Origin of the sequence: Campylobacter concisus, from assembly GCF_003048675.2 — a bacterium.
In the GTDB taxonomy this organism is placed as follows: domain Bacteria; phylum Campylobacterota; class Campylobacteria; order Campylobacterales; family Campylobacteraceae; genus Campylobacter_A; species Campylobacter_A concisus_F.
Genome location: NZ_CP060707.1, coordinates 1688168 through 1710097 on the forward strand (window position 1 = coordinate 1688168; position 21930 = coordinate 1710097).

Genomic DNA, 21930 nt, shown 5'->3' on the forward strand with positions numbered 1-21930 from the left:
CTTTTAAGCGTAATTTTATACTTTATATAAGAGAAAAATTTGTATAATCAGCCATCATAAAAAGGACAAAATTTGCAAAAAGTAATATTAGTAGGCAAGCCAAATGTCGGCAAAAGCTCACTTTTTAACCGCTTAGCAAGAAGACGCATTGCCATAACAAGCGACGTTAGCGGCACTACAAGAGATACAAACAAAGCTAAGATCGAAGTTGAGGGCAAAGAGTGTATATTAATCGACAGCGGCGGGCTTGATGATAGCAGCGAGCTTTTTAAAAACGTAAAAGCAAAGACCTTAGCAGAGGCTAAAAACTCAGACGTTATCCTCTACATGGTCGATGGCAAAATGATGCCAGATGACGAGGATAGAGCCATTTTTTACGAGCTTAGCAAGCTAAATTTACCAATCGCTCTAGTCATAAATAAAATCGACAGCAAAAAAGACGAGCAAAGAGAGTGGGAATTTGTAAGTTTTGGCGCAAAAAACTCATTTGGCATTTCAGTAAGCCACAACACTGGCGTCGATGAGCTTAGCATCTGGCTGGCAAAACACTTAGAAGCGAAAGTGCAGATAAAGGCCGATACGAGCGATGATTTTGATGATTTTTTAGAAAACTATAACGACGATGGCGAGCTAAACGACGAGATAGACTATGAAAGCAAAAACATAAGAGTTGGCATCATAGGCCGCGTAAATGTCGGCAAAAGCTCACTTCTAAACGCCCTTGTAAAAGAGAGCCGTGCCGTAGTTAGCGACGTGGCAGGCACTACGATCGACCCAGTAAATGAAATTTACGAGCACGATGGCAGAGTTTTTGAGTTTGTCGATACTGCTGGTATCAGAAAGCGTGGCAAGATCGAGGGCATCGAGAGATACGCGCTAAATAGAACTGAGAAAATTTTAGAAGAGACGGACGTGGCGCTACTTGTACTTGATAGCTCTGAGCCACTAACTGAGCTTGACGAGCGTATCGCTGGCATCGCCTCGAAATTTGAGCTTGGCGTCATCATCGTGCTAAACAAATGGGACAAAAGCAGCGAAGAATTTGACGAGCTTTGCAAGGAGATAAAAGATAGGTTTAAATTTCTCTCATACGCGCCGATCATCAGCGTTTCGGCACTTGGTGGCAAAAGAGTGCATAAAATTTACCCACTCATAGTTGAAATTTATAAAAACTACACCCAAAAAATCCAAACTTCAAAGCTAAATGAAGTGATCGGCGAAGCAACCAAAGCGCATCCACTGCCACGAGATAAAGGCAGGGTCGTGAAAATTTACTACGCAGTGCAGTTTAAAACCGCACCTATCATGATAGCGCTCATAATGAACCGCCCAAAATGCCTGCACTTTAGCTACAAACGCTACCTGACAAACAAGCTTAGAGAGAGCTTTAGTCTAGCTGGCGTGCCTATCGTGCTAATCCCTAAAAAACGTGGAGAGAGTGATGAAGACAAAGAACAATAATATCGTTTTGATAGGGTTTATGGGCGTTGGCAAGGGCACAACCGCAAGGGCGCTAAGCAAGGCGCTAAAGACGATGAACCTTGACTGCGACGACTTGCTAGAGAGCTCACAAAATATGAAGATAAAGGCTATATTTGATGAATTTGGCGAAGAGCATTTTAGGCAGCTTGAAAAAGATCTTGCCAAATTTCTAGCCACAAATGTCAAAAATGCGATCATCTCGACAGGTGGAGGCTTTGCAAAGGTTAAAAATTTAAACAAAATAGGCACCGTGATCTATCTAAAAGCAAGCTTTGATGCGATCATGCAAAGGCTAAAAAATAGCAAAAATAGCGAGAAAAAACTCGCCAAACGCCCACTTTTAAGCGACCTAAAAAAGGCTGAGGCACTGCATCTGGAGCGAGAGAAGCTCTATGAAAAAAAGGCTGATTATATCGTTGAAGTGGAGGGCAAAACTCCAAAACAGATCGTAAAAGAGATAAGGATACTTTTAAAAGTTTAGTTGCAAAGTGGCGTGGGCTGCTTGCAACGATAAATTTCAAGATCAGGCTAGATGGCTGTCTGGCGTGGTGTTGGAATTTGTGATGTTTGAGCCAAATTTAACGTTTTGGCGAATATTTTTTTTGTTTAGGCAAGGCGAAATTTTGGTTTTAAGTGAGGGCTAGCAAGCTAAATTTTAAGATTAGACTAGATAAAAGTATCTACCCTGATGTTAAAATTTAAAAAAGCATTTTGGCGAAGTATCGTGAGATGATTTTTTGCTTCACTTGTTCGCAACGCTAAAGCGACGATAGTTGTGTAGAAATTTTAAGCCGAGGCTAGACATATAGTCTGCCGAAAGCTTAAAATTTCAAATCTCTATCAAAAGCGCTCGCGAGAAAAAGCCAAAATTTGAAAGGATAAGATGAGAGTATTAACCGGCCTCCAACCCTCCGGCAAACTACACCTTGGCAACTATTTTGCCTCGATAAAGCAGATGGTTGATATGCAAGAGCAAAATGAGATGTTTATGTTTATAGCAAACTACCATGCGATGACCAGCCTTAGCGACGGCAAAGCGCTAAAGCAAAACACTTTTGACGCTGCGTGTGCGTTTTTGGCACTTGGGATCGATCCAAATAAAAGCATATTTTGGGTGCAAAGTGATGTTAAAGACGTGCTTGAGCTTTATTGGGTGCTAAGCCAGCATACCCCTATGGGCTTGCTTGAGCGCGCGCACAGCTACAAAGACAAGGTCGCAAAGGGCATTAGCTCGCACCACGGACTCTTTAGCTATCCAGTTTTGATGGCGGCTGATATCTTGCTTTATAACGCGCAGGTCGTGCCTGTGGGCAAAGACCAGATCCAGCACGTTGAGATCGCGCGCGATATCGCGATCAAATTTAACAACGAACATGGCGAGATTTTTACTCTGCCTGAGGCAAAGATCGATGAAAACGTCGCTACCGTGCCTGGCACAAACGGCGAAAAGATGAGTAAAAGCTACGGCAACACGATCGATATCTTCGCAGACGCCAAGACGCTTAAAAAGCAAATTTCAAGCATCGTGACCGATGGCACGCCGCTTGAAGAGCCAAAGCAGTGGCAAAACTGCAACGTCTATAACATCGCAAAGCTTTTCTTAGATGAGAGCGGACAGCGCGACTTGCAGGCTAGATATGAGCGTGGTGGCGAGGGTCACGGACACTTTAAAGCCTATCTAAACGAGCTTGTTTGGGACTATTTTAAAGAAGCAAGAGAGAAATTTGAACACTATCAAAACAACCCTGACGAAGTGGCTAAAATTTTAGATCTAGGCGCTAAAAAAGCCCAAAATGTGGCTCACGCAACGATAAAAAAAGTGCGTGAAGCGGTTGGAATTTACAGATAAGGAAAAATATGCAAAATTTATATCCCTACGCGCAGATAATTCACCTTTTTTGTGCGATCATTTTTGTTGGTTATCTATTTTTTGATGTGATCATATTAGGAGCGGCGAGCAAAAAGATGCCGCCAGAGCTCGCTCAAAAGGCAAAGCAAGCCATCGGCTCAGTAGCTGTTAAGATCATGCCTATTTGCGTGCTACTTTTAGTTTTAACTGGTGGCATGATGATGAGTAACTGGGTCGGCAGCAAGGCTGGAGGCTACTTTGAGACAAATTTACAGATCGCTTTTATGATCAAATTTTGCTTAGCGATGGTTATCGTGGCTGCGGTGATAGTAAATTTAAGCTGCAAATTTATATTTAAGCGCCCTAGCCCACTTGGCAACATCCACCCTATCGCACTTACGCTTGCGGTGGCGATCGTATTGCTTGCAAAAGTTATGTTTATGGTTTAAGGATAGGATAAGGAGAAGATAATGATAAATTTAAAACTACTTGAGACAAACTACGATGAATTCGTAAAAAAACTAGAGGGCAAAAACGTTAAAGCTAGCTTGCTAGACGAGCTTTTACACACTTTTAACGAGCTAAAGCAAAAGCGCAAAGCACTTGAAAATTTCCAAGCGATCCAAAACGCAAAGAGCAAGGAGCTTGGCGTAAAAGCAAGAGCCGGCGAGGACGTAAGTGAGCTTAAAAGTGAGCTAAATTTAAACAAAGCTGCCCTTGCTGACGCTGATGAGATCGTTAAACAATATGAAGAAAAGCTTGAGCAAATTTCATTTAGCGTGCCAAATATCACCGACGATGACGTGCCATTTGGCAAGGACGAGGACGATAATGTCTGCATAAAAACGGTGCTTGAGCCAACTAAATTTGACTTTAAGCCAAAGGAGCACTGGGAGCTAGGCGAGAGCCTTGGCTGGCTTGACTTTGAAAGAGGCGCAAAGCTCTCAGGATCTCGATTTACCGTGCTTCGCGGCATGGGAGCAAGGCTTAGTAGAGCGCTTGTTAATTACATGATCGACTTTAACAGCGCGCGCGGCTTTGAGCTTGTAAATGTCCCTTATTTAGTAAGCTCAAACACACTTTTTGGCACCGGTCAGCTACCTAAATTTGAAGAGGATCTTTACAAGGTGCGTGACGAGGACCTCTACCTCATCCCAACTAGCGAAGTGCCTGTGACAAATTTATACAATGACACGATCATTGAGGCCGAGCAGTTACCTATAAAAATGACTTGCTACTCAGCATGCTTCCGCCAAGAGGCAGGCTCAGCAGGACGTGACACTAGAGGTATGATCCGCCAGCACCAGTTTGAAAAGGTCGAGCTTGTAAGCATCACAAAGCCTGATCAAAGCGAGGGCGTGCTTGCTGAGATGATATCTTGCGCGAGCGACTTGCTAACTAGCCTTGGTCTTCCTCACCGCCACATGCTTCTTTGCAGCGGCGATCTAGGCTTTAGCGCGGCAAAGACAGTAGATCTTGAGGTTTGGCTACCAGGTCAGGGCAAATACCGCGAGATAAGCTCTATCTCTAATACTCGTGATTTTCAAGCAAGAAGAGCGAAAATTCGCTTTAAAGATGGCAAGAAAAATATGCTTGTAAATACCCTAAATGGCTCAAGTCTGGCAGTTGGCAGGACGCTAATAGCGATAATGGAGAACTACCAAAAAGCTGATGGCACTATCGAAATTCCAGAAGTTCTTAAAAGGTATATGTAGTGGCTGATGACGAGGTTGTAGTTCTAAAACCACCTGGCGAGCAAGCAGAGCAAGCGCCTGAAGAGGCAAAGACAGAGGTTCCTGAAGAGATCGTCTCGCTTGAGAGCATCGCAAATGATGGCGTGCTTCAAGATGAGAGCATCCCAGAGCCAATACCAGTAAAAAAGAGCAAGAAAAAGCTCTTTATCATCATCGGTGCGGCTGCTTTGGTGCTTGTCATCTTGATAGTTGTTTTGTTAATCGTCTTGCTAAAAAAAGATAAAAAAGAGGAGATAGACACTACAGCTATCGTAAAAAATATAGAAAACAACTACCAAACGCAAAATTTTGGCGCTTCAAAGATCGATGAGATGATAAACAAGGCCAACCAGCTTTATGAGCGTGGCAACAAATTTGAAGCGTTAAAAATTTATGAAAACATAGCTGTTTATAACCAGTCGCTTTCAAACTACAACCTCGGCGTTTCGCAGATGAAACAAGAAAAATGCGACGAGGCGATCATCTCGTTTAACAAAGCGATAACTGACCGCGAAAACACCGCAGTTAGCGCCATAAACGCCGCTGTTTGCTCGCTCGAGCTAAATAACACCAAAAATTTCAACTACTACATAGGGCTTGCGGACTCCTTTTTGCAGTATGAAAACAGCTCGCCACTTTACAGCTACTACTATGCGCTGGTTAATTATTACAAGGGTAATTACTACGAGGCGCTACAAGCTCTCTCACACCCTAGCACAGAGGACTATAAGGGCGAGTATGCTTACTTGAGCGCTAAAATTTTATCGCTTCTTGGCGATGACGAGAGAGCCATAGCTAAGCTTGAAGGGCAAAAGGCGTTTAAGGCTGATTTTACGCTAGCACAGCTCTACGCAAGACTTGGCAAATACGACAAGGCAAGGGACTATCTAACAAAGGCTTCTAAAAATACGCCAAATATCGATCTTATCAAGATGACTGAGGCGCTGATCGATCTAAAAACGGCTGATTATGGCGATGCGGCGGCATTTATCAAAGATGTCTACGACTACAACGCCTCGATGCCAAGTAAAATTTACAAGATAAAAACCATCCTAAAGCCAGATCTTTTTGACGTTAGCCTAGCTCAGGCGCACTTTAGCGACGATATGTTTTTTGATAGGACAAGGCGCTATGAGACGCTATTTTACTTCGCACCTTACAAGGTCTTTGACGCAAAACAGAGCATCGAGCAGATAAGAAAAGGTGGAGTTAGCGTCTTTTTAGATGACACCTCAGCGGCAAATGACTACCTCACACAAAGTGCCGCCGCCTCAAAGGTCAATGCCAAACTTAGTGAAGCCATCGCAAAGGCACTTAACTACCGCTTAAAAGAGGCAAACAAGGACTTTGAAGAGCTTGCCAAAGCCTATCCAAACCACTCGATCTTGCAGTATAACCTAGCTCTTAGCTACGCTCAGCTTGGAAATTTTAGCCTTGCAGCAAAGCACTTTATAGCAAGCTATCATCAAGATGTAAATAACCATCTCTCTGGCATCTTTGGCGCTATCTGCATGGATATAAATAGAAATTTAAATCCAAAGTTAGTTGAAGAGATCGGAGAAAATTTAGAAAACGACAAGAGCCTAAAGCCTGTAAATTTATATGCCTCGCTTCTAAGCCTGATAAGTGGCAACCAAAGCGCGATGATAAGGTGGCTTGAAGAGCCAAAAGAGCCTACAACGCTAAATTTAGCCTTTGATATCATCATCGCTAAAATTTCAAACAACGATGAGTTAATGTCAAAAAAAGCTGATGAGCTGATTAAAATTTTGCCAAATGATATCATCGCAAATATCTTAAATTTCATCTCTAAAAACAAAGATCAAAACGTCAAAGAGTACGCAAAAGCGATACAAATTTACTTCTTTGATAAAAATCTCGACTCAAACGCCTTCTACCACGGCGCTGATATCATTAAAAAGCAATACATCAAGCTGCTTCAGATCTCAGGCCTGCTAACAAGGGAGCGCGATAAGCTAAGAGCCGAGCTAAAGAGCGCGCCAAAAAATATAAATTTGATCCAAACTCTAGCCTACGTGGATATCTTTACAAACGACTTTGATGAGAGTTATAAACTTTATAATGAGGTCATAGACGAGTTTAAGATAAATGACGCTGGGACGCTCTTTTTGGCCTCTGTGGCAGCCACTGGAGCAAACAAAATAACAAATGCGATCGCACTTTTGGAGCTTACAAAACTAAATGATCCAAGCGCTGTCGAAAACAGAGCTGCCCTTGGCTTTATGTATCAGCAAATCGATAACATCAAAGCCGCACTTATACAATACAGCAAAGTTGGAAACGTAGGATATAACAACGAATTTTATGATTTTATGATAGATAACTAGAAAATTTAAAGCTAGGTCTTTAAAAGCCTAGCTTTAGATAAAATGGCTCTAAATTTAAATATTAGTAACTTCAAGCCTTATCTGATCTGAGACTTCACTAAATTTATAAAGCAAATCACCACACTTATACTCTATGCATTTTTCGTTAATCTCATCTTTTTTATCTTTTTTAGACAAAATTTTCTTCATAACGCCAGGAAGCTCTCTTTGCAAAAGCAGTTTATAAGACATCCCCATGCCGTGAGTTAGAGACTTTATAAATTTACCATCAACCTCGCTCTCATCTTTTACCATATGAAGCGTCGCGTCAAATTTTAGCTTTTTAAGAGCCTCATAAAGCTCGGTTTTATCCTTTGCGGGGGCTATATCATCATTCACACAATGATATCCAATATAAAACGTCTTTTTAAATTTACTCTGTACCTTTAAATGTTTCGGATTTAAGATATTTCTTATCTCTTCTCTAGATTCATTAAAATAATATAGTGAAGTCTTATCTAGTGTCCAATAGGTTTTATCAAAAAGATAGAGGCAAATATCTTGATAAAAGTCATCAGTCGCACAACAAAAAAATTTAGTAAAATCAATCTCTTTTCCAAAGCCAATAAGCCGCCATAAAAATATAGCATAGGAGCTATTATCTATTACAGCATCTACTAACCACGGAGCAATTTTAGCTGATAAATTTGCAAGATAGCCACCATGTGAGCTTCCTACCAAAATAACAGGAATTTGACTAAATTTTCCAGCGCATAAATTATGCTTAGTATAAAGAATAGCATTTAATATATCAGTAGCTTGCATAATGCCAAAATTTTGGTATTCATCTTTTGTTGGATACATTGTGCAACTCAAATTTAGCTTATAACTTGCAGGCAAAATATTTGCCTTTTTTCTAAGAGTGATCTCCTCACTAAGACTTTCAAATAAAAAACATGTTTTTTTATAACTATCGACCGTCTTTATGTCTATTGGTAATGTTATACCAATTTTGGCTAACTCATCTACTAATATCGCACGGTCCAAATCATCTAACAAACATTGAGCCCCAAGCTGTGGGCGGTTGCCTATACAGTGATAATCCACACTAATGCATGCCACATCATAAGACTCTACCATGCTTCGCATGAGATGGGTTCTATATCCAGAGTCAGAGTCTGCTCCAAGACCAGGGATGATGACTAAAAGAGCTTTTGCCTCTTTAACATCGTCATAACAGGCATAAAAAGATAAAGCAGAGCTTCTTTTGATGCCAAGCTCTACATCATCACAAGATAAAATTTCGTAGCTTCCATCAACTAGCATCTTAACTCCTTTTAAATTTTGCTAAATTTCTCTACCTTTGTGAGACGTTATAGAAAAAGCTAACGATCTGTTTTGCTAGGCGCTCTTTGAAAAATGGCCAGATATAGCTTGGCGAATAGACATTGCCAGCTTGCATGAGCGAGATATTTGTCGCTTTCTCACCGCCATCTTTTGGGCGCACTAACACGCTTACTTGCATGTAGTAAGCATAGCTGTTTGTGCTAAAGTCGTCATCATAATCATCATAACCAAATGGGAAAAACATCGAGTAACCAAAGCCAAAACTTGGTCTGCCAAAGCCATATCCCATGCCCATTGAAAATCTAGGGTCTCTTTTGGTTGTCCTAGAAAAGCTTTGCACGTCGCCAAGGATGATGAAGTCGGCATTTTTGATATTTGGCTCATTTCTAAAGCCAGCCTTTGCAAATTCGCTTAAAATTTCAGCATTTACATCTTGTCCGGTCGCGCTATTTTTAAAATTTACATAGACGCTTTTGTTTGCTTCTCCAAGCGTAAAAAAGATCGGATCGCTCGTTTTTACCGAGATATTTGGCGTGCTGCTAGCACATCCGACAAAAAACACCGCTAGAACAAATAAAAAGAAATTTCTCATCTTCACTCCTATAAGAGCGATCTTATAGCACCTTCAAGCACACTTTTTGGTGTAAGACCGATAAATTTTGATCGCATCTTACCATCTTTATCAAAAAAATAGATAACAGGCACGCCCATAACGCCACCAACTGCCTTGCTGAAGTAATCCACCGAGACCTTGTCGCTTGTAGTTTTAAAGGTGATGTTGTGCTCTTTTAAGATTTCGATATCCTTATCAAAGCCCTTGCTAGGCCCTAAAATGCCAATGAACTGAACCTCTTTGCCATACTCTTTTTCAAGTGCGTTTAGATCAGGGATCGCAGCCTTGCACACACCACAGTCTGTGCCAAAGAAAAAGAGCATATATGGCTTATCGCCGATCTTTAGGCGCTTTTCGGTAGGGAAAAACTGCGTATCGATGCCACTTGAGTCATTTAGCGTGATGTGGTGCTTCTCATACTGCTTGACGCAGCCCAAAACTAGGGCTGAGACTAGACATAAAAGTAAAATTTTATATCGCATTTGGCACCTTTGGATTTTCGATAGTGCGGATATTCTCTAGTTTGCCGTGTCTTAGATATACGATCTTATCGCCATATTCGCCTAGATCTGGGTTGTGAGTGACTAGAAGTATCGTCTTGCCCTCTTTTCTTAGCTTGCAAAAAAGATCAAGTATGATCCTCTCATTTGCCTCGTCAAGGTTACCAGTTGGCTCATCTGCTATTAAAATTTCAGGGTCGTTTATGAGCGAGCGCGCGATACAAAGGCGTTGTTGCTCACCACCACTTAGCTGACTTGGTCTGTGCGTTAGCCTGTGAGAGAGGCCAACTGCCTCAAGGGCTTTTTTAGCATCCTCTTCATCAACTGAGCTGTGATAATACTGCGCTATCATTACGTTTTCAAGCGCGCTAAGATATGGCACTAGGTGAAACTGCTGAAAGACAAGCCCGATCTTTTCACGTCTAAATTTAAGCGTATCATCGGCATTTAGGTTGCTCGCATCATCGCCACCAAGCATATATACGCCGCTACTTGGAGTATCCATTAGAGAAAGGATATTTACAAGCGTACTCTTACCACTACCACTTGGCCCCATGACGCTGACCCACTCGCCCTTTTTAACCTCAAAACTTATATCATCAAGTGCTTTTACATCGCCAAAAATTTTACAAATATTTTTAAGTTCTAGTGCATTTTGCATATCATTCTCCTCTTAGTGTATCTGCCATTTTGTTATTAAGTGCCCGCTTAATCGGGTAAAACGCTGCGATCGCTGCAAAAAGAAGTGATATGACCACAGCTACTGGGATGCTTAGAATTCTAAAATCAATACTAGAATCAAATATCGCATAACCTAAAATTTGAGCTAGTAGATAACCTAAAAACGCTCCAACTAACGCTGAAATAAGTGCTGTCACAAATGTCTCACAGCCAAATAGCCTTAGCACGTCTTTTTTGCTTGCACCTATAGCTCTAAGAAGTGCGATCTCACGTGATCGAGAGAGCAAGATAGCACTAAGCGTTGTATTTACGCACATTGAAGTAATGAGTAAGATGACAAGGCTCACAAGTGCCATTAGAAGCTTGATCTTCTCTAAGATGTAGCCCTCAGACTTTGAGACCTTTGCCACTGGTTTTGCGACTATTTCGTCGTTGCTAATAGTCTTTGCAAGCGATGTTATCTCGTCAAAATTTCCAAGCACAACAGCTTCTGCATAGTTTATCTTGCCAGCTTTGTTTGAAATTTGCTGAGCCAAAGATAGCGACGTGATCAAAAGAGCGTCTTCTTTGTCGCCACTTGCTACTACGCCTTTTATCTTTACATTTATGCTCTCATTTGAGCCAATAGCGCGAATTTCTATATCATCGCCTGCTTTAAAGCCAGCTTGACGAGCAAGATCGACGCCTATTAGCACGTTTTTATCGTCAAAATCGACATTTATCATAGTTCCATCTCTAACATCTAAAAATGGTTTAACTTTTTTTAGATTGCTAAATTTTGTCCCCATGACGATAGCGTTTGTCGGACCGATATTTGCCTGAGCAAAGAGATAACCGCTCTCGCCAAGAATCTTGTCTTTTGGCACTTTAGCGATCATTTCATTATAGGTTTTTTCGCTCATATCATCACTTGTCGCCATATCTTTTGGAGCAAAGATCATATTTGCACCATAAGTTTTTAGCTCGCGTGAGACCTTTGAGTCGATGTCAAGATAGACATTGACAAATGCCGCACACACGCACGCTCCAAGCAAGATCGAGATGACGATAACCATAACCCTTGATGAGCCATTTTTTAGGCTTTTGTAGATTATATTGTAAAAGAATTTGCTATTTGCGGTCATATAGCACCTCCGCAGGTAGTAAATTTATGACGTTTCTCATTGGCATTAGCGAGCCAACGACTGAGATGAGCAAGGCAAATGCCACGCTTATTGGCAGCACGATCCAAGCTATGCCTATGCCGTGAGAGAATATGATGTAAGACATCACGTAGCTTAGCGCGTATCCTAAAAATGCTCCCGTGATACCAGCAAAAAATGCCACCACAAGGCTCTCGCTAGCAAAAAGGGCGTAAATTTCAAAGTTGCTTGCGCCTATGGCTTTTAAAAGGCCGATCTCTTTTTTACGGCGATAAATTTCACTTGTCATTAGCGAGGTTATACCGATGGCTGAAACCACAAGGGCGATGATACTAACGATACCCATTAGGCTTTGAATTTTCTTTACGATATTACTCTCCGCATCACTTACTTGAAGGCTTGCCTTTGCGCTAACGTTTGGTAAATTTTCTTCTATCTGAAATGCGATTGATCCCGCATAAGCCGAGCAGTACCATTTGTCGTACTCTGCGCTATCAAGGTTGTCTAAATTTCGTCTAGCCTTTAGCGATAGGTCGTTTTCTGGGATCGTCATGGCTGAGACTTCAGCTTTTGTATATGAGCCAGGATGCCCTGAGAGATCACCAGCAAGTTTTAGCGAGCCTACTAGCTTATGTGCCTCATCGCTTGCTCCTTTTAATATGCCAACCACACTAACCTCTCTTGTGCCGTTTTTACCCACAAGGCTAAGCTTGTCGCCAACTTTTAAATTTTTAGCTTTAGCAAGCTCATCTCCTACTAAAATTTCATCCATGCTCTCATCTTTTGGCCAAGCGCCCTCAACACCCCAAAATCCATACAAGCTCTTAACGCCTGTGCTAAATTCTGGCTCGTCTTTTAAGCCGATATTTTTGTCAAAATATGTTCCCTCAAAGCTAAATTCATTACCTTTTTCATCTTTGACCTTTGTCTCTAGAAACGGCGCAAAGGCAACGATATTATTTCTCCAAAAGATCTCTTTTATCTTATAAAGATCAGCCTCTGGGAGTAAATTTTGTGATTTTAGTGGGGTGAAATTTTTACCCTCGATCTCGATGCTTAGGCTCTCACCGCGTGGTAAAACGACGATATTTGAGCCATAGCCTCTAAGCTCGCTTGCCACTTGATCGCCGATTTTAAGCGTGATATTTAGCATGCAAGCTATCAAAAGAGCAGCTAGCAAGATGGTGATAAACGCCATCGTCTTTTGCACCTTTGAGCCCGTGATCGAGCTTTTTATCATTCTTAGTTGCATATTTTTCATTTTAACGTTCCATTTGTTTCTACATATTTTTCTGGATTTGCTTCAAATTTCGCCTGAGTTTCGTTGCTCTCAAAGAAATATGTGCGTCCGTAGTATAAATATGATCTTGAATCAAGATTGCTCACCTTTTTGCGACTAACTGGGTCAAGCACCATCTTTTCGACAACCTTGCTAAAGTAGTTTGCCCCTGCGACGATCGTTTTGTAATCAACTATGATATTTTTACCATCAAAGGTAAATGCCATAGGGATCGGGTTACAACCACCCTCTTTGCCAACTGACGGCAAGAAAATTCTAACATTACAAGAGATACAAATAAGGTCATTGCCTCTTTTTATATAGCCCATATCGCCACAAATCATGCACGAGTCAAAGACGATGACAGGCGAGACGCGGTCGCTAAAGCGGTTTAGCAAGAAAAATCTTATCTGCTTGCCCTCATCTGTGATGTAGGCAAATCTGTGAAGTTCATTATCTTTTAACATATCAACATCAAATATAAATTTATCTCCCACCGGCTCAACCAAGACTGGCTCTGAAATTTGAGGTGGGCGAGATGCATAAAGATCAAAATAAAGTGAAAATCCAAGCGCTATTAAAACGCTGCAAAATGCAAATTTTGCATTGTCAAAGACATTTTCTCTAATGGCTTTTGTAAAGCGGTATTTGATAGAGCCAAACGTGCTCTTATCGATACTCTTTGGCACAAAGCAAAGCGCGATGATGCATAAAAGAAGGATCACTGCTATGTAAAAATAGGCACTAAATTCTGTGACGTAGATGCCTTTTGCGCTGATAGATAAAATTTGAGAATTTAGCTCGCTACTTATCTTTAAAGCACCTGCACGTAAAAGCTCAAGTGCAGTTTGTGAGCTTCTATCAACTAGCAAAAATACTAATGTGATAAGAGCTAAAATTTTAGCTACTGATGATGGGATGCTTGCTTTTAAATTTGAAATGAAGAAAAATAAAAATAGTATCAAGATCATCGCAAAGATCATCAAAAAGAAGCTAATGACTGAAAGCGTGTCAAGCAGCTCGCCGCCAAAAAGTGGGAACAATGCGCTACTTGAGCTATAGCCAAAGCCAAAGCCGATGCCTAAAATAAAAAATGTTACGATTTTTGCTATCTTAAGCTCGAAAAATATCCATAAAATGCTAATGAGTAGAAAAATCAGTGTCACTGAATCTATAAAAATTTTAAACTGGTCATCAACAAGCGCATGACGAGCAGCTTTAAAGATAAGCACACCAGCAACAACGCCAAGAAATGATGGTAAAAAGATCGTTTTTAAACTTTTGCCATTGTTATTTAAGGCAGCAAAAAGCGTAAATCCAAGGAGGGCTAAAAAGACCTGATAGAAGTAAATTGACATAACTAAACCCTATGAGAATTTTTAAAAAGGGGCGAAAACGCCCCAAAGTGATTATTTAACAGGACCACCTGTCCATTGAAATTTATAAGTTGTTGTGAAAGGTTCAAACCATTTACCAACACCAGTCTCTTTGTCAGCGTGGCGACCAAAGCCTTGTTTTTCTGGATTGTCGATGTGGAATTTAAGCTCATAGTTACCAACACCTGTATCCATTTTTACGTTAGCGCCGTAGTGTGGGCCATCGCTTGCAACCATTGGCATAAATGTACCTTTTTTAGTTTTACCATTATCAAGGTTTTTTAGCTCATAGTTGATTTTTAGATATGGGATCCACTCGCCTTCGCCAAAGCCGTTTTTGTTGCCTTTTATAGCGTGGATGTCAGCCTCTAAGTGAAGATCAGCCAAGCTTGGAGCTAGATCAACGCCTTTTGGCTCCATGTCGATTGGCTCAAGATAAACTGCAGCTATCTCCATGCCATTAGCCTCTACAGGCTCGCCGATTGGGTGCTCTCCAGCAAGTGCAAAACCAGCCGCTAGACTAAGTGCTAGAGCTGAACTAAGAATTTTATTCATATCCTCTCCTTTATATAAGATTAGTTTTTATTTTGTTTTGATTTCATGATAACGATGCCTATAATTAGGGCAAGCACCATAATGATCTGAGGCACCAAGCTCTCGTAATATGGCATAAGTCCTAGCCAGTCTCTCATCCAGTCAGGAAAATTTAGTCCTTTTATGATAGTTGGGATGAAAATTTTGCCCTCAACTAGCTCGCCAACGCCCTTGCCAACAAAGACGATCGACATGTAAAAGATGATAGCTGATGTAAATATAAAAAATGGCTTAATAGGAATTTTAATAGCGAAAATTTTAAATAAGAAATAGACTATTAAAAGAACGATAAGACCTACAACAAAGCCAGCTGCGATCATTGAGTAGCCAGCTGAGTCTTTTGCGTCAAAGATAAGCGCTTGATAAAATAACACTGTCTCAGCGCCCTCTCTAAATACCGCTAAAAATACAGTCCACCAAAGCATCGTGCTTGAGCCACTTGAGATAGACTCAGATAAGTGAGATTTGATGTAGTCGTTCCATTTTTTAGCGCCAGCATTTGAAAGAAGCCAGAAGCCAACATAAAATAGAAGTCCCACTGCAACAAGCATCGTGATGCCTTCCATAAGCTCTCTTTTTTGACCTGCTGCCTCGCCAAAGATGACGTTCATTATCCAAGCCATGACAAAGCTTAAGATGACAGCCACGCCAACTGAGCTATATACGACCTTGCCCATAGATTTTGCATTGCCAGTTTTTACAAGATATGCAACGACGGCTGCAACGATGATAAGAGCCTCAAAACCCTCTCTTAAGATGATAGTTAGAGCCCAGATAAATAGCGTCCAAGGTGAGCTTGAACCGCTAGTTTTCTCAAGTGCAGCTGCTAGCTGAGATGACATCTTGCTTGCGCTCTCTTCAAGTGTTTTTTCGTCTGCGCCTGATTTCATAAGGGCTACAAGGTTGCCAAATGTAGCTTCGATAGCTGTTTTTAAATTTACATCTATCGCACCTACTTTGTTCTCCATGCCGCTACCTTCAAACTCATCAAAGTAGATGTCTTGGATATCGCCCATAGCTTTAGCGCTATTGCCACCTTTGTAAAGCGCGATGGCTGCTTGAATTTTTTCATTTATGTTTTTAACAGTTTGAGTGTAGTCTGTGCCACTATCTTCGCTGCTATCGCTAGATGCTGCACTACTCATATCAACTTTTGCTAGTTTTACTGTTTCAGCTGGAAGTTTTGCAACGGCATCATAAGCTAGCTTTTTGATCTCTTCTAGCTTTACTTTAAAGTCATCTTTGCTTATGCCATTTGTGATGCCACTGATCGCTTCACCCATCTTTCTTTGGATGTCAGCATCTATGCTTTTGCCATTTTCTATATATTGGCGAACGGCGATTTCAAGTTGAGTATTTCTATAATCATTAAATTTAGCATCTTGGATAGAATTTTTAGCATCATCTTGTTTATCGCCCTCGTAGCTTGCTATGGCTTTATCTAAAGTAGCCGATAAATTTTCAAATGCCACCTTCCACTCAGGGATAAATTTAGAAGTGTCATAGCCGCTTGTAGCAGCTTGTGCTGGGCTGTCTGAGTACTCACCAACAAGCTTATGACCATTTAAAATAACTGGCAAAACTTCAGCGATTTCGCTATTTATCTGATCTATTCTTTTTTGCACGTCATCTGGTGCTTCGCCAGCTTTTATCGCCTTTCTGATCTCGCCAAACTGCTTCTCCATAGAGTAAGCTTTTTTCTGACCTAAATTTATTCTGATGCCAGCTTCGACATCTTCAAACAGACCAAAATAAGCATTTTGAGTATCGCTAACTGCTTGCTCGACGTTGCCAGCTCTATACTCTGTTATTACTTTTTGTAATGACTCTTTTATCTGAGCTGCGACTTGTGTGTAGTCGTCATTTTTTGCTACAAGCCAGATAGGCAGGAGCATGATAAGCATAAATTTAAAAAATTTATTCATTAATTAAACCACCTGTGAGATTATTTTAAAGTGAAATATTACCAATGCTTTACTTTGATTAAAATAAAAACGATTATCATAAAAGAATGTAAATTTAAAGTATAAATAATATTTTTTACAAATAAATAATTAAATTTACGTAAATTTAGGGCTTTAGAAGATTATATCAAAATTTCATATCGAGATAAAAAAGTTATATATTTTTGATAATTTCAATAGATAAGAAAAATTATTGATGAAATTTTAGATTATAAAAATCATAAAAAATAATTTAAATTTTATAAATTTAAAAGGAGAGCAAGCGCCCTCCTTAGTGTTATATGTTTAGTCCTGTATTTCTTAGCATAACGCGTTTGCGATATACATTTGAAACCTCAGCAGCGTCGCCAACTAAAAGTGCGTTTGTAGAACAGATAGCCGCACACATAGGAACTTTGCCCTCAGCCATTCTGTTTTGACCGTAAAGCTCTCTCTCCTCGTGTGAGTTAGTTGGCTCTGGACCGCCTGCGCACATAGTGCATTTATCCATTACACCTTTTACACCAAATGCCCCGTCTCTAGGGAACTGCGGCGCACCAAATGGACAAGCATATAAGCAGTATCCACAGCCTATGCACTTGTGTTTATCGTGAAGCACGATGCCATCAGCTCTAATGTAGAAGCAATCAACCGGACAAACTTGCTCGCAAGGTGCGTCGGTGCAGTGCTGGCACGCGATAGTAGTTGATACCTCTTTGCCCTCGATACCATCGTGAAGCGTGATAACCTTTCTTCTATAAATTCCAACTGGAAGCTCGTGAGCAGAAGAGCAGGCGACTTGACATCCAAAGCAGCTGATACATCTATTAGTATCTACAAAAAATTTCATTCTTGCCATTTTTCTCTCCTTACTCTTTACCTAGGGCGTCTCTTTCGCCATACTCGTGATAAAACGATGTTTTAAAGGTGTTCTCTTCAGCTTTTTCTATGCGGCAAAGACCTGCGTTAAATTCTGAAATTTGAGTAACAGGGTCAAATCCGTAGTTAGTAACTGTGTTAAAGCTCTCGCCGATAACGTAAGGTTTAGTGCCCTCTGGGTAGCGAGCTGAGAGATCGACACCTTGCATAACGCCAGCGAAGTTGTAAGGCATACAAATTCTATCTGGAGTTACCATATAGCTGTGGTAGCATCTTACTTTGATCTTCGTGCCTTGTGGGCTGTGGATCCACATCATATCGCGATCTTTTATGCCATGTTTTAGCGCAAGCTCTGGGTGGACGTTAGCAAACATCTCAGGTGTGATGGCTGAGAGATATTTACTTGTTCTTTCGATCATTCCTGCACCACTTAAATTTACGACGCGTTGCGTGCTAAATACGATAGGGAATTCTTTTGACCAGTCTTTTGCTTGTTGCTCTGACTTAAATTTAGTAGAAACACGGAAATTTCTAGCTTGATCATCAAATGTCGGATACTTTTGGACAAGATCCCAGCGTGGTGAGTGGATAGGCTCTCTATGTTTTGGGATAGGATCAAGAAACTCCCAAACGATAGCTCTAGCTCTTGCGTTACCATATGGCACGACCCCTTTTTCACGGCATTTTTCTAAGATGATACCGCTGTAGTCCATGCTCCAGCTAGGTCCTATCTTAGCTTTTTCTTCTTCTGTTAGAGTGATGCCTAGGACTTTTTCGATGTTATCTCTTGTGATTTGCGGGTAGCCACCTTTTATGGCTGAGCCAACTAATGTTGCCTCTTCGCTAGCTAGCTGACTAACGCCGTTATGCTCTAAGCCAAAGCGGTTTCTAAAGCCAGAGCCACCCTCTGCGTAAGGCTTGCTCATATCGTAAAGTATCGGTGTGCCAGGGTGTTTTTCATCCCATGCTGGCCATGGCTTGCCGTAGTACTCACCTCTTACTTCGCCACCAAGACCTATTAGCGTATCTGGGTCAAATTTATCCCAGTTTGCTTGGTGACGTCTAAACATCTCAGCAGTTCTGCCGCCATAACCGATAGAATTTCCAACCCTTGCTATCTCATTTGTCGCATCATCTGGCCATACAAAGTCATCTTTAACTTGTTTTAGCTCTCTATCTACAACAGCCATCTTCATGCCTTTTACATATTCATCGTAAAAGCCAAATTTCTTAGCAAATGCAAACATTACTTCGTGATCGCCCTTGCTCTCATAAAGTGGATCAACAACCTTTGTCCTCCACTGACCTGAGCGGTTTGTAGCGTTTAGGTGACCTTCGTTTTCAAAGGCAGTTGCCACTGGCAAGATATAAACGCCATCTTTTCTATCTGAAAGGATAGAAATTTCATTTACAAATGGCTCAGCAACTACGATCATATCTAGTTTTGAAGCCGCTTCTTGAATTTTAGCTAGGTGCGCCATAGATGTAAGGCCAGTTCCTTGAACCCAAAGAACTCTTAACGCGCCACTGCTAAAGGTATTTTCCTCTTTTAAGACGCCTTGCCACCATTTTGAAAGTGACCAGCCTTTTTCATTTCTCCAGTTTCTATCCTCTGGGTTTTTAGGATCGTGGTAGTAATACTCTTCAAAAACAGTGTTTTTAACTGGCGTGCCGCCTTGTTTTGGCTCTTTGGTTGAGACTGCAAAGCGTTTTACAAACTCGTCATAATCAACGCCCCAGCCTTGGCAGTAATACTTCCAAGCCGCGTCAGTTAGTCCGTAATACATCGGCAAGCTGTCTGAGAGGTTACACATATCGGTTGAGCCTTGAACGTTGTCGTGACCACGGATGATGTTACAGCCGCCGCCTGGTTTGCCCATGTTGCCTAAGATTAGTTGAAGTATAGGTAAAATTCTAGTATTTGAGCTACCAACTGAGTGCTGTGTGATGCCAAGAGCCCAGACCACTGTGCCTGGTTTTGTGTGAGCTAGGATATTTGCAGCCTCTATCAGCTTATCAACTGGCACGCCTGTAACGTCAGATGTGACCTCTGGTGTCCAGTGCTCAGCCTCTTTTGCTATCTCGTCGATGCCGTAAGTTCTATTTTTTATAAATTCTTTATCTTCCCAGCCATTTTTTAAGATGATGTGGATAAGTCCATAAACAAGTGCTATATCGGTGCCCGATCTTTGTCTTAGGTATAGATCAGCATGAGCGGCTGATTTTGTAAAATTTGGATCAGCTACGATCACCTTTGCGTTGTTTCTATCTTTTGCTTGCAAAGTGTGCTTCATACCGCCAACTGGATTTGCCACAGCTGGGTTTGCACCTATTATAAATATACATTTTGAATTTGCAGCCATATCTCCAAAGTGGTTTGTCATCGCGCCATAACCCCAAGTATTCGCCACACCGGCGACTGTTGCGCTATGTCAAATTCTTGCTACGTGGTCGTTACTGTTTGTGCCCCAAAACGCAGCAAATTTTCTAAAGTAATATGCTTGCTCGTTGTTAAATTTCGCAGATCCTAAGAATATAACGCTATCAGGACCATCTTCTTTGCGGATATGAAGCATCTTATCGCCGATCTCATTTACAGCTTGATCCCATGAAATTCTCTGCCATTTGCCATCAACCTTTTTCATAGGATATTTGATGCGTTGCTTGCTGTGTGTAAGGTCGATCTGATCGATACCTTTTGAGCAGTGTGAGCCTTGAGATATCGGGTGAAACATCGCCATATCTTGACGAACCCAAACACCATCTTGTACCTCAGCCTCGATACCACAGCCTGCTGAGCATATAGAACAAATAGTTCTAACCTTTTTTGAGCCAGGGAAAGGATCTTTTATCTCCTCTGCGCTAGCGTGTCTTATCGTATCATTTTGTCCAAAAGCCATTGTGGTGCCAGCACCTAGTGCGGCTAGCTTTAAAAATGAACGTCTTCCTATACGTGCATCACTCATGGTTTTCTCCCTTAGTATGCGATTTTATAGTAGGTTTCCCAGTTTTTGCTTTTTTTATAAAGCACCTCTTTTTTGTTAGACTTGCCTACGACAACGCCATTGTCATCAGGAGCCAAGTCATCACTAGTCACTTTTGCTACGGCTGAGACTGCGAGTACTCCGCCGGCAGCACCGACTTTTAGAGATTTTTTAAGAAAATCTCTTCTTGATCCTTGCATTTTTTCTCCTTATGCCTCAAAAATTTTTGAGAAATTTGGTTCATTGATATGTAAAATTTGCATATTTTAAAATTCTAAAATATCGCAAATAGCCTATTTTATGGCATTTTAGCGCCCTAAAGTTAAACTATGTAAATTTAGCATATTTCTAAGTTAAGCAAAGTAAATATAAAAGTTTAATTAAGAATGTTAAGTATTTATTAAAAATATAGTTAAATATACTTTAAATTTATAAAATTTATTTATAGTAGAAATTCTAGGGAGAGCTCCCTAGAAAATGTTATTTTAGATCACTTTTATTTACAATAAATGGCACTGATCTAACGCCAGCTGCAAAGTATTTTTTGCGCAGATTGTCGATCTTTGCGACATCTTCTTTGCTAACGCTCTTATCATCTACATTGTAGTCTTCAGCGTAGTATTTTCTTAAAATTTTAACCTTATCGCTGTCACTCTTAGCAGCTTTTGCATCTTTGTAGATTAGTGAGCTTTTTTGAAGTGATGAGACGTCATGCACTGGAGTTAAGACGATCTCAACGTTGCTATCTTTTAGTGTTGTCTCGATCTTTGCTAGCTCAGCTCTGCAGTATGGGCACTCAGGGTCTGAAAACATTATGATAGTTGGCTTTTTAGGGTCGCTACCAAGAACGATGATGTTTGCCTTGTCTTCATCTTTATAAATTTTAGAAATTCCCTTTGCGATGACCTCTTTTTTCACTTCAGCTAGGTATGATTTTTGCTCTTTTAGATCGATCACGTCTGGGAAGATGAAGTCGCCTTTTGTAAATACTATCTCATCTTGTGAGTTGCCATCTTTGCTTAGTTTTACCACGACAGCTTCGATGTCGCCTGCAACTTTGTGACGGTCAGCTACCTTTACTTTTACGCTGCTATCAACCATTTGAGAGTAGAAGTCCTCTATTTGCTTATCGCTTGCTGCCATTAGGCTAGTTGCCGCGATGATTGAGGCTAAGATCACTTTTTTCATTTTTATCCTTTTT

Annotated in this window: 19 protein-coding genes and 1 pseudogene; 6 read left to right on the top strand and 14 right to left on the bottom strand. The window is 40.9% G+C overall.

What is annotated here, in order from left to right:
- Positions 1-72 precede the first annotated feature (72 nt).
- From der to CVT00_RS08475, 6 genes are all read left to right on the top strand, one after another.
- Entirely contained in the window at positions 73-1461 is a 1389-nt protein-coding gene (der, locus tag CVT00_RS08450; RefSeq protein ID WP_107914795.1) for a ribosome biogenesis GTPase Der, read from the top strand.
- Positions 1442-1963 (top strand): shikimate kinase, encoded by a 522-nt coding sequence (locus CVT00_RS08455; RefSeq protein ID WP_021090653.1) that lies wholly within the window; start codon positions 1442-1444, stop codon positions 1961-1963. The genes der and CVT00_RS08455 overlap by 20 nt, the downstream gene beginning before the upstream one ends.
- Positions 1964-2365: 402 nt before the next feature.
- A complete protein-coding gene (gene trpS, locus CVT00_RS08460; RefSeq protein WP_107914797.1) occupies positions 2366-3331 on the top strand; it encodes a tryptophan--tRNA ligase in 966 nt (321 codons plus the stop codon).
- Positions 3332-3339: 8 nt separating this feature from the next.
- Positions 3340-3780, top strand: a complete 441-nt coding sequence (locus CVT00_RS08465; protein WP_103571929.1) for a copper resistance protein CopD — start codon at positions 3340-3342, stop codon at positions 3778-3780.
- A gap of 21 nt (positions 3781-3801) precedes the next feature.
- A complete protein-coding gene (gene serS, locus CVT00_RS08470; protein ID WP_021088289.1) occupies positions 3802-5046 on the top strand; it encodes a serine--tRNA ligase in 1245 nt (414 codons plus the stop codon).
- Positions 5046-7412: a tetratricopeptide repeat protein gene (locus CVT00_RS08475; protein WP_107914799.1), complete on the top strand. Its 2367-nt coding sequence runs from the start codon at positions 5046-5048 to the stop codon at positions 7410-7412. The genes serS and CVT00_RS08475 overlap by 1 nt, the downstream gene beginning before the upstream one ends.
- A gap of 54 nt (positions 7413-7466) precedes the next feature.
- Here CVT00_RS08475 and CVT00_RS08480 read toward each other — a convergent pair whose 3' ends face one another.
- The 14 genes and pseudogenes from CVT00_RS08480 to CVT00_RS08545 all read right to left on the bottom strand — a co-directional run bounded on the left by CVT00_RS08480 (position 7467) and on the right by CVT00_RS08545 (position 21917).
- The gene (locus CVT00_RS08480) at positions 7467-8717 is read right to left on the bottom strand and encodes a DUF2920 family protein (RefSeq protein WP_107914801.1); all 1251 of its coding nucleotides are present in this window, start codon (positions 8715-8717) and stop codon (positions 7467-7469) included.
- A 31-nt stretch (positions 8718-8748) separates the two neighbouring features.
- The gene (locus tag CVT00_RS08485) at positions 8749-9330 is read right to left on the bottom strand and encodes a hypothetical protein (RefSeq protein ID WP_021084571.1); all 582 of its coding nucleotides are present in this window, start codon (positions 9328-9330) and stop codon (positions 8749-8751) included.
- A gap of 8 nt (positions 9331-9338) precedes the next feature.
- Entirely contained in the window at positions 9339-9833 is a 495-nt protein-coding gene (locus tag CVT00_RS08490) for a TlpA family protein disulfide reductase (RefSeq protein ID WP_009294896.1), read from the bottom strand.
- Complete coding sequence (locus CVT00_RS08495; RefSeq protein ID WP_009294897.1) at positions 9823-10512, bottom strand: ABC transporter ATP-binding protein; 690 nt, start codon at positions 10510-10512, stop codon at positions 9823-9825. Before CVT00_RS08495 ends, CVT00_RS08490 begins: the two co-directional genes overlap by 11 nt.
- A gap of 1 nt (position 10513) precedes the next feature.
- A complete protein-coding gene (locus tag CVT00_RS08500) occupies positions 10514-11656 on the bottom strand; it encodes an ABC transporter permease (RefSeq protein ID WP_103558945.1) in 1143 nt (380 codons plus the stop codon).
- Positions 11643-12935, bottom strand: coding sequence for an ABC transporter permease (locus CVT00_RS08505; RefSeq protein WP_103558946.1), 1293 nt, complete (start codon positions 12933-12935; stop codon positions 11643-11645). Before CVT00_RS08505 ends, CVT00_RS08500 begins: the two co-directional genes overlap by 14 nt.
- Positions 12932-14311 (bottom strand): Fe-S-containing protein, encoded by a 1380-nt coding sequence (locus CVT00_RS08510; RefSeq protein ID WP_103558947.1) that lies wholly within the window; start codon positions 14309-14311, stop codon positions 12932-12934. The genes CVT00_RS08505 and CVT00_RS08510 overlap by 4 nt, the downstream gene beginning before the upstream one ends.
- 51 nt (positions 14312-14362) lie before the next feature.
- Positions 14363-14884 (bottom strand): iron transporter, encoded by a 522-nt coding sequence (locus CVT00_RS08515; protein WP_004317727.1) that lies wholly within the window; start codon positions 14882-14884, stop codon positions 14363-14365.
- 20 nt (positions 14885-14904) lie between these two features.
- Positions 14905-16848 (bottom strand): FTR1 family iron permease, encoded by a 1944-nt coding sequence (locus CVT00_RS08520; protein ID WP_107914803.1) that lies wholly within the window; start codon positions 16846-16848, stop codon positions 14905-14907.
- 316 nt (positions 16849-17164) lie between these two features.
- The gene (fdh3B, locus tag CVT00_RS08525; RefSeq protein WP_103609447.1) at positions 17165-17725 is read right to left on the bottom strand and encodes a formate dehydrogenase FDH3 subunit beta; all 561 of its coding nucleotides are present in this window, start codon (positions 17723-17725) and stop codon (positions 17165-17167) included.
- Between the two features lie 10 nt (positions 17726-17735).
- A complete protein-coding gene (locus CVT00_RS08530; protein WP_430516364.1) occupies positions 17736-20468 on the bottom strand; it encodes a formate dehydrogenase subunit alpha in 2733 nt (910 codons plus the stop codon).
- A pseudogene (locus CVT00_RS10320) lies at positions 20451-20711 on the bottom strand (hypothetical protein); the annotation flags it as partial. The pseudogene CVT00_RS10320 and the gene CVT00_RS08530, both read right to left, overlap by 18 nt.
- A gap of 11 nt (positions 20712-20722) precedes the next feature.
- Complete coding sequence (locus tag CVT00_RS08540) at positions 20723-20929, bottom strand: twin-arginine translocation signal domain-containing protein (protein WP_009294906.1); 207 nt, start codon at positions 20927-20929, stop codon at positions 20723-20725.
- A 280-nt stretch (positions 20930-21209) separates the two neighbouring features.
- The gene (locus CVT00_RS08545; RefSeq protein ID WP_103633292.1) at positions 21210-21917 is read right to left on the bottom strand and encodes a thioredoxin domain-containing protein; all 708 of its coding nucleotides are present in this window, start codon (positions 21915-21917) and stop codon (positions 21210-21212) included.
- Positions 21918-21930: the final 13 nt, after the last annotated feature.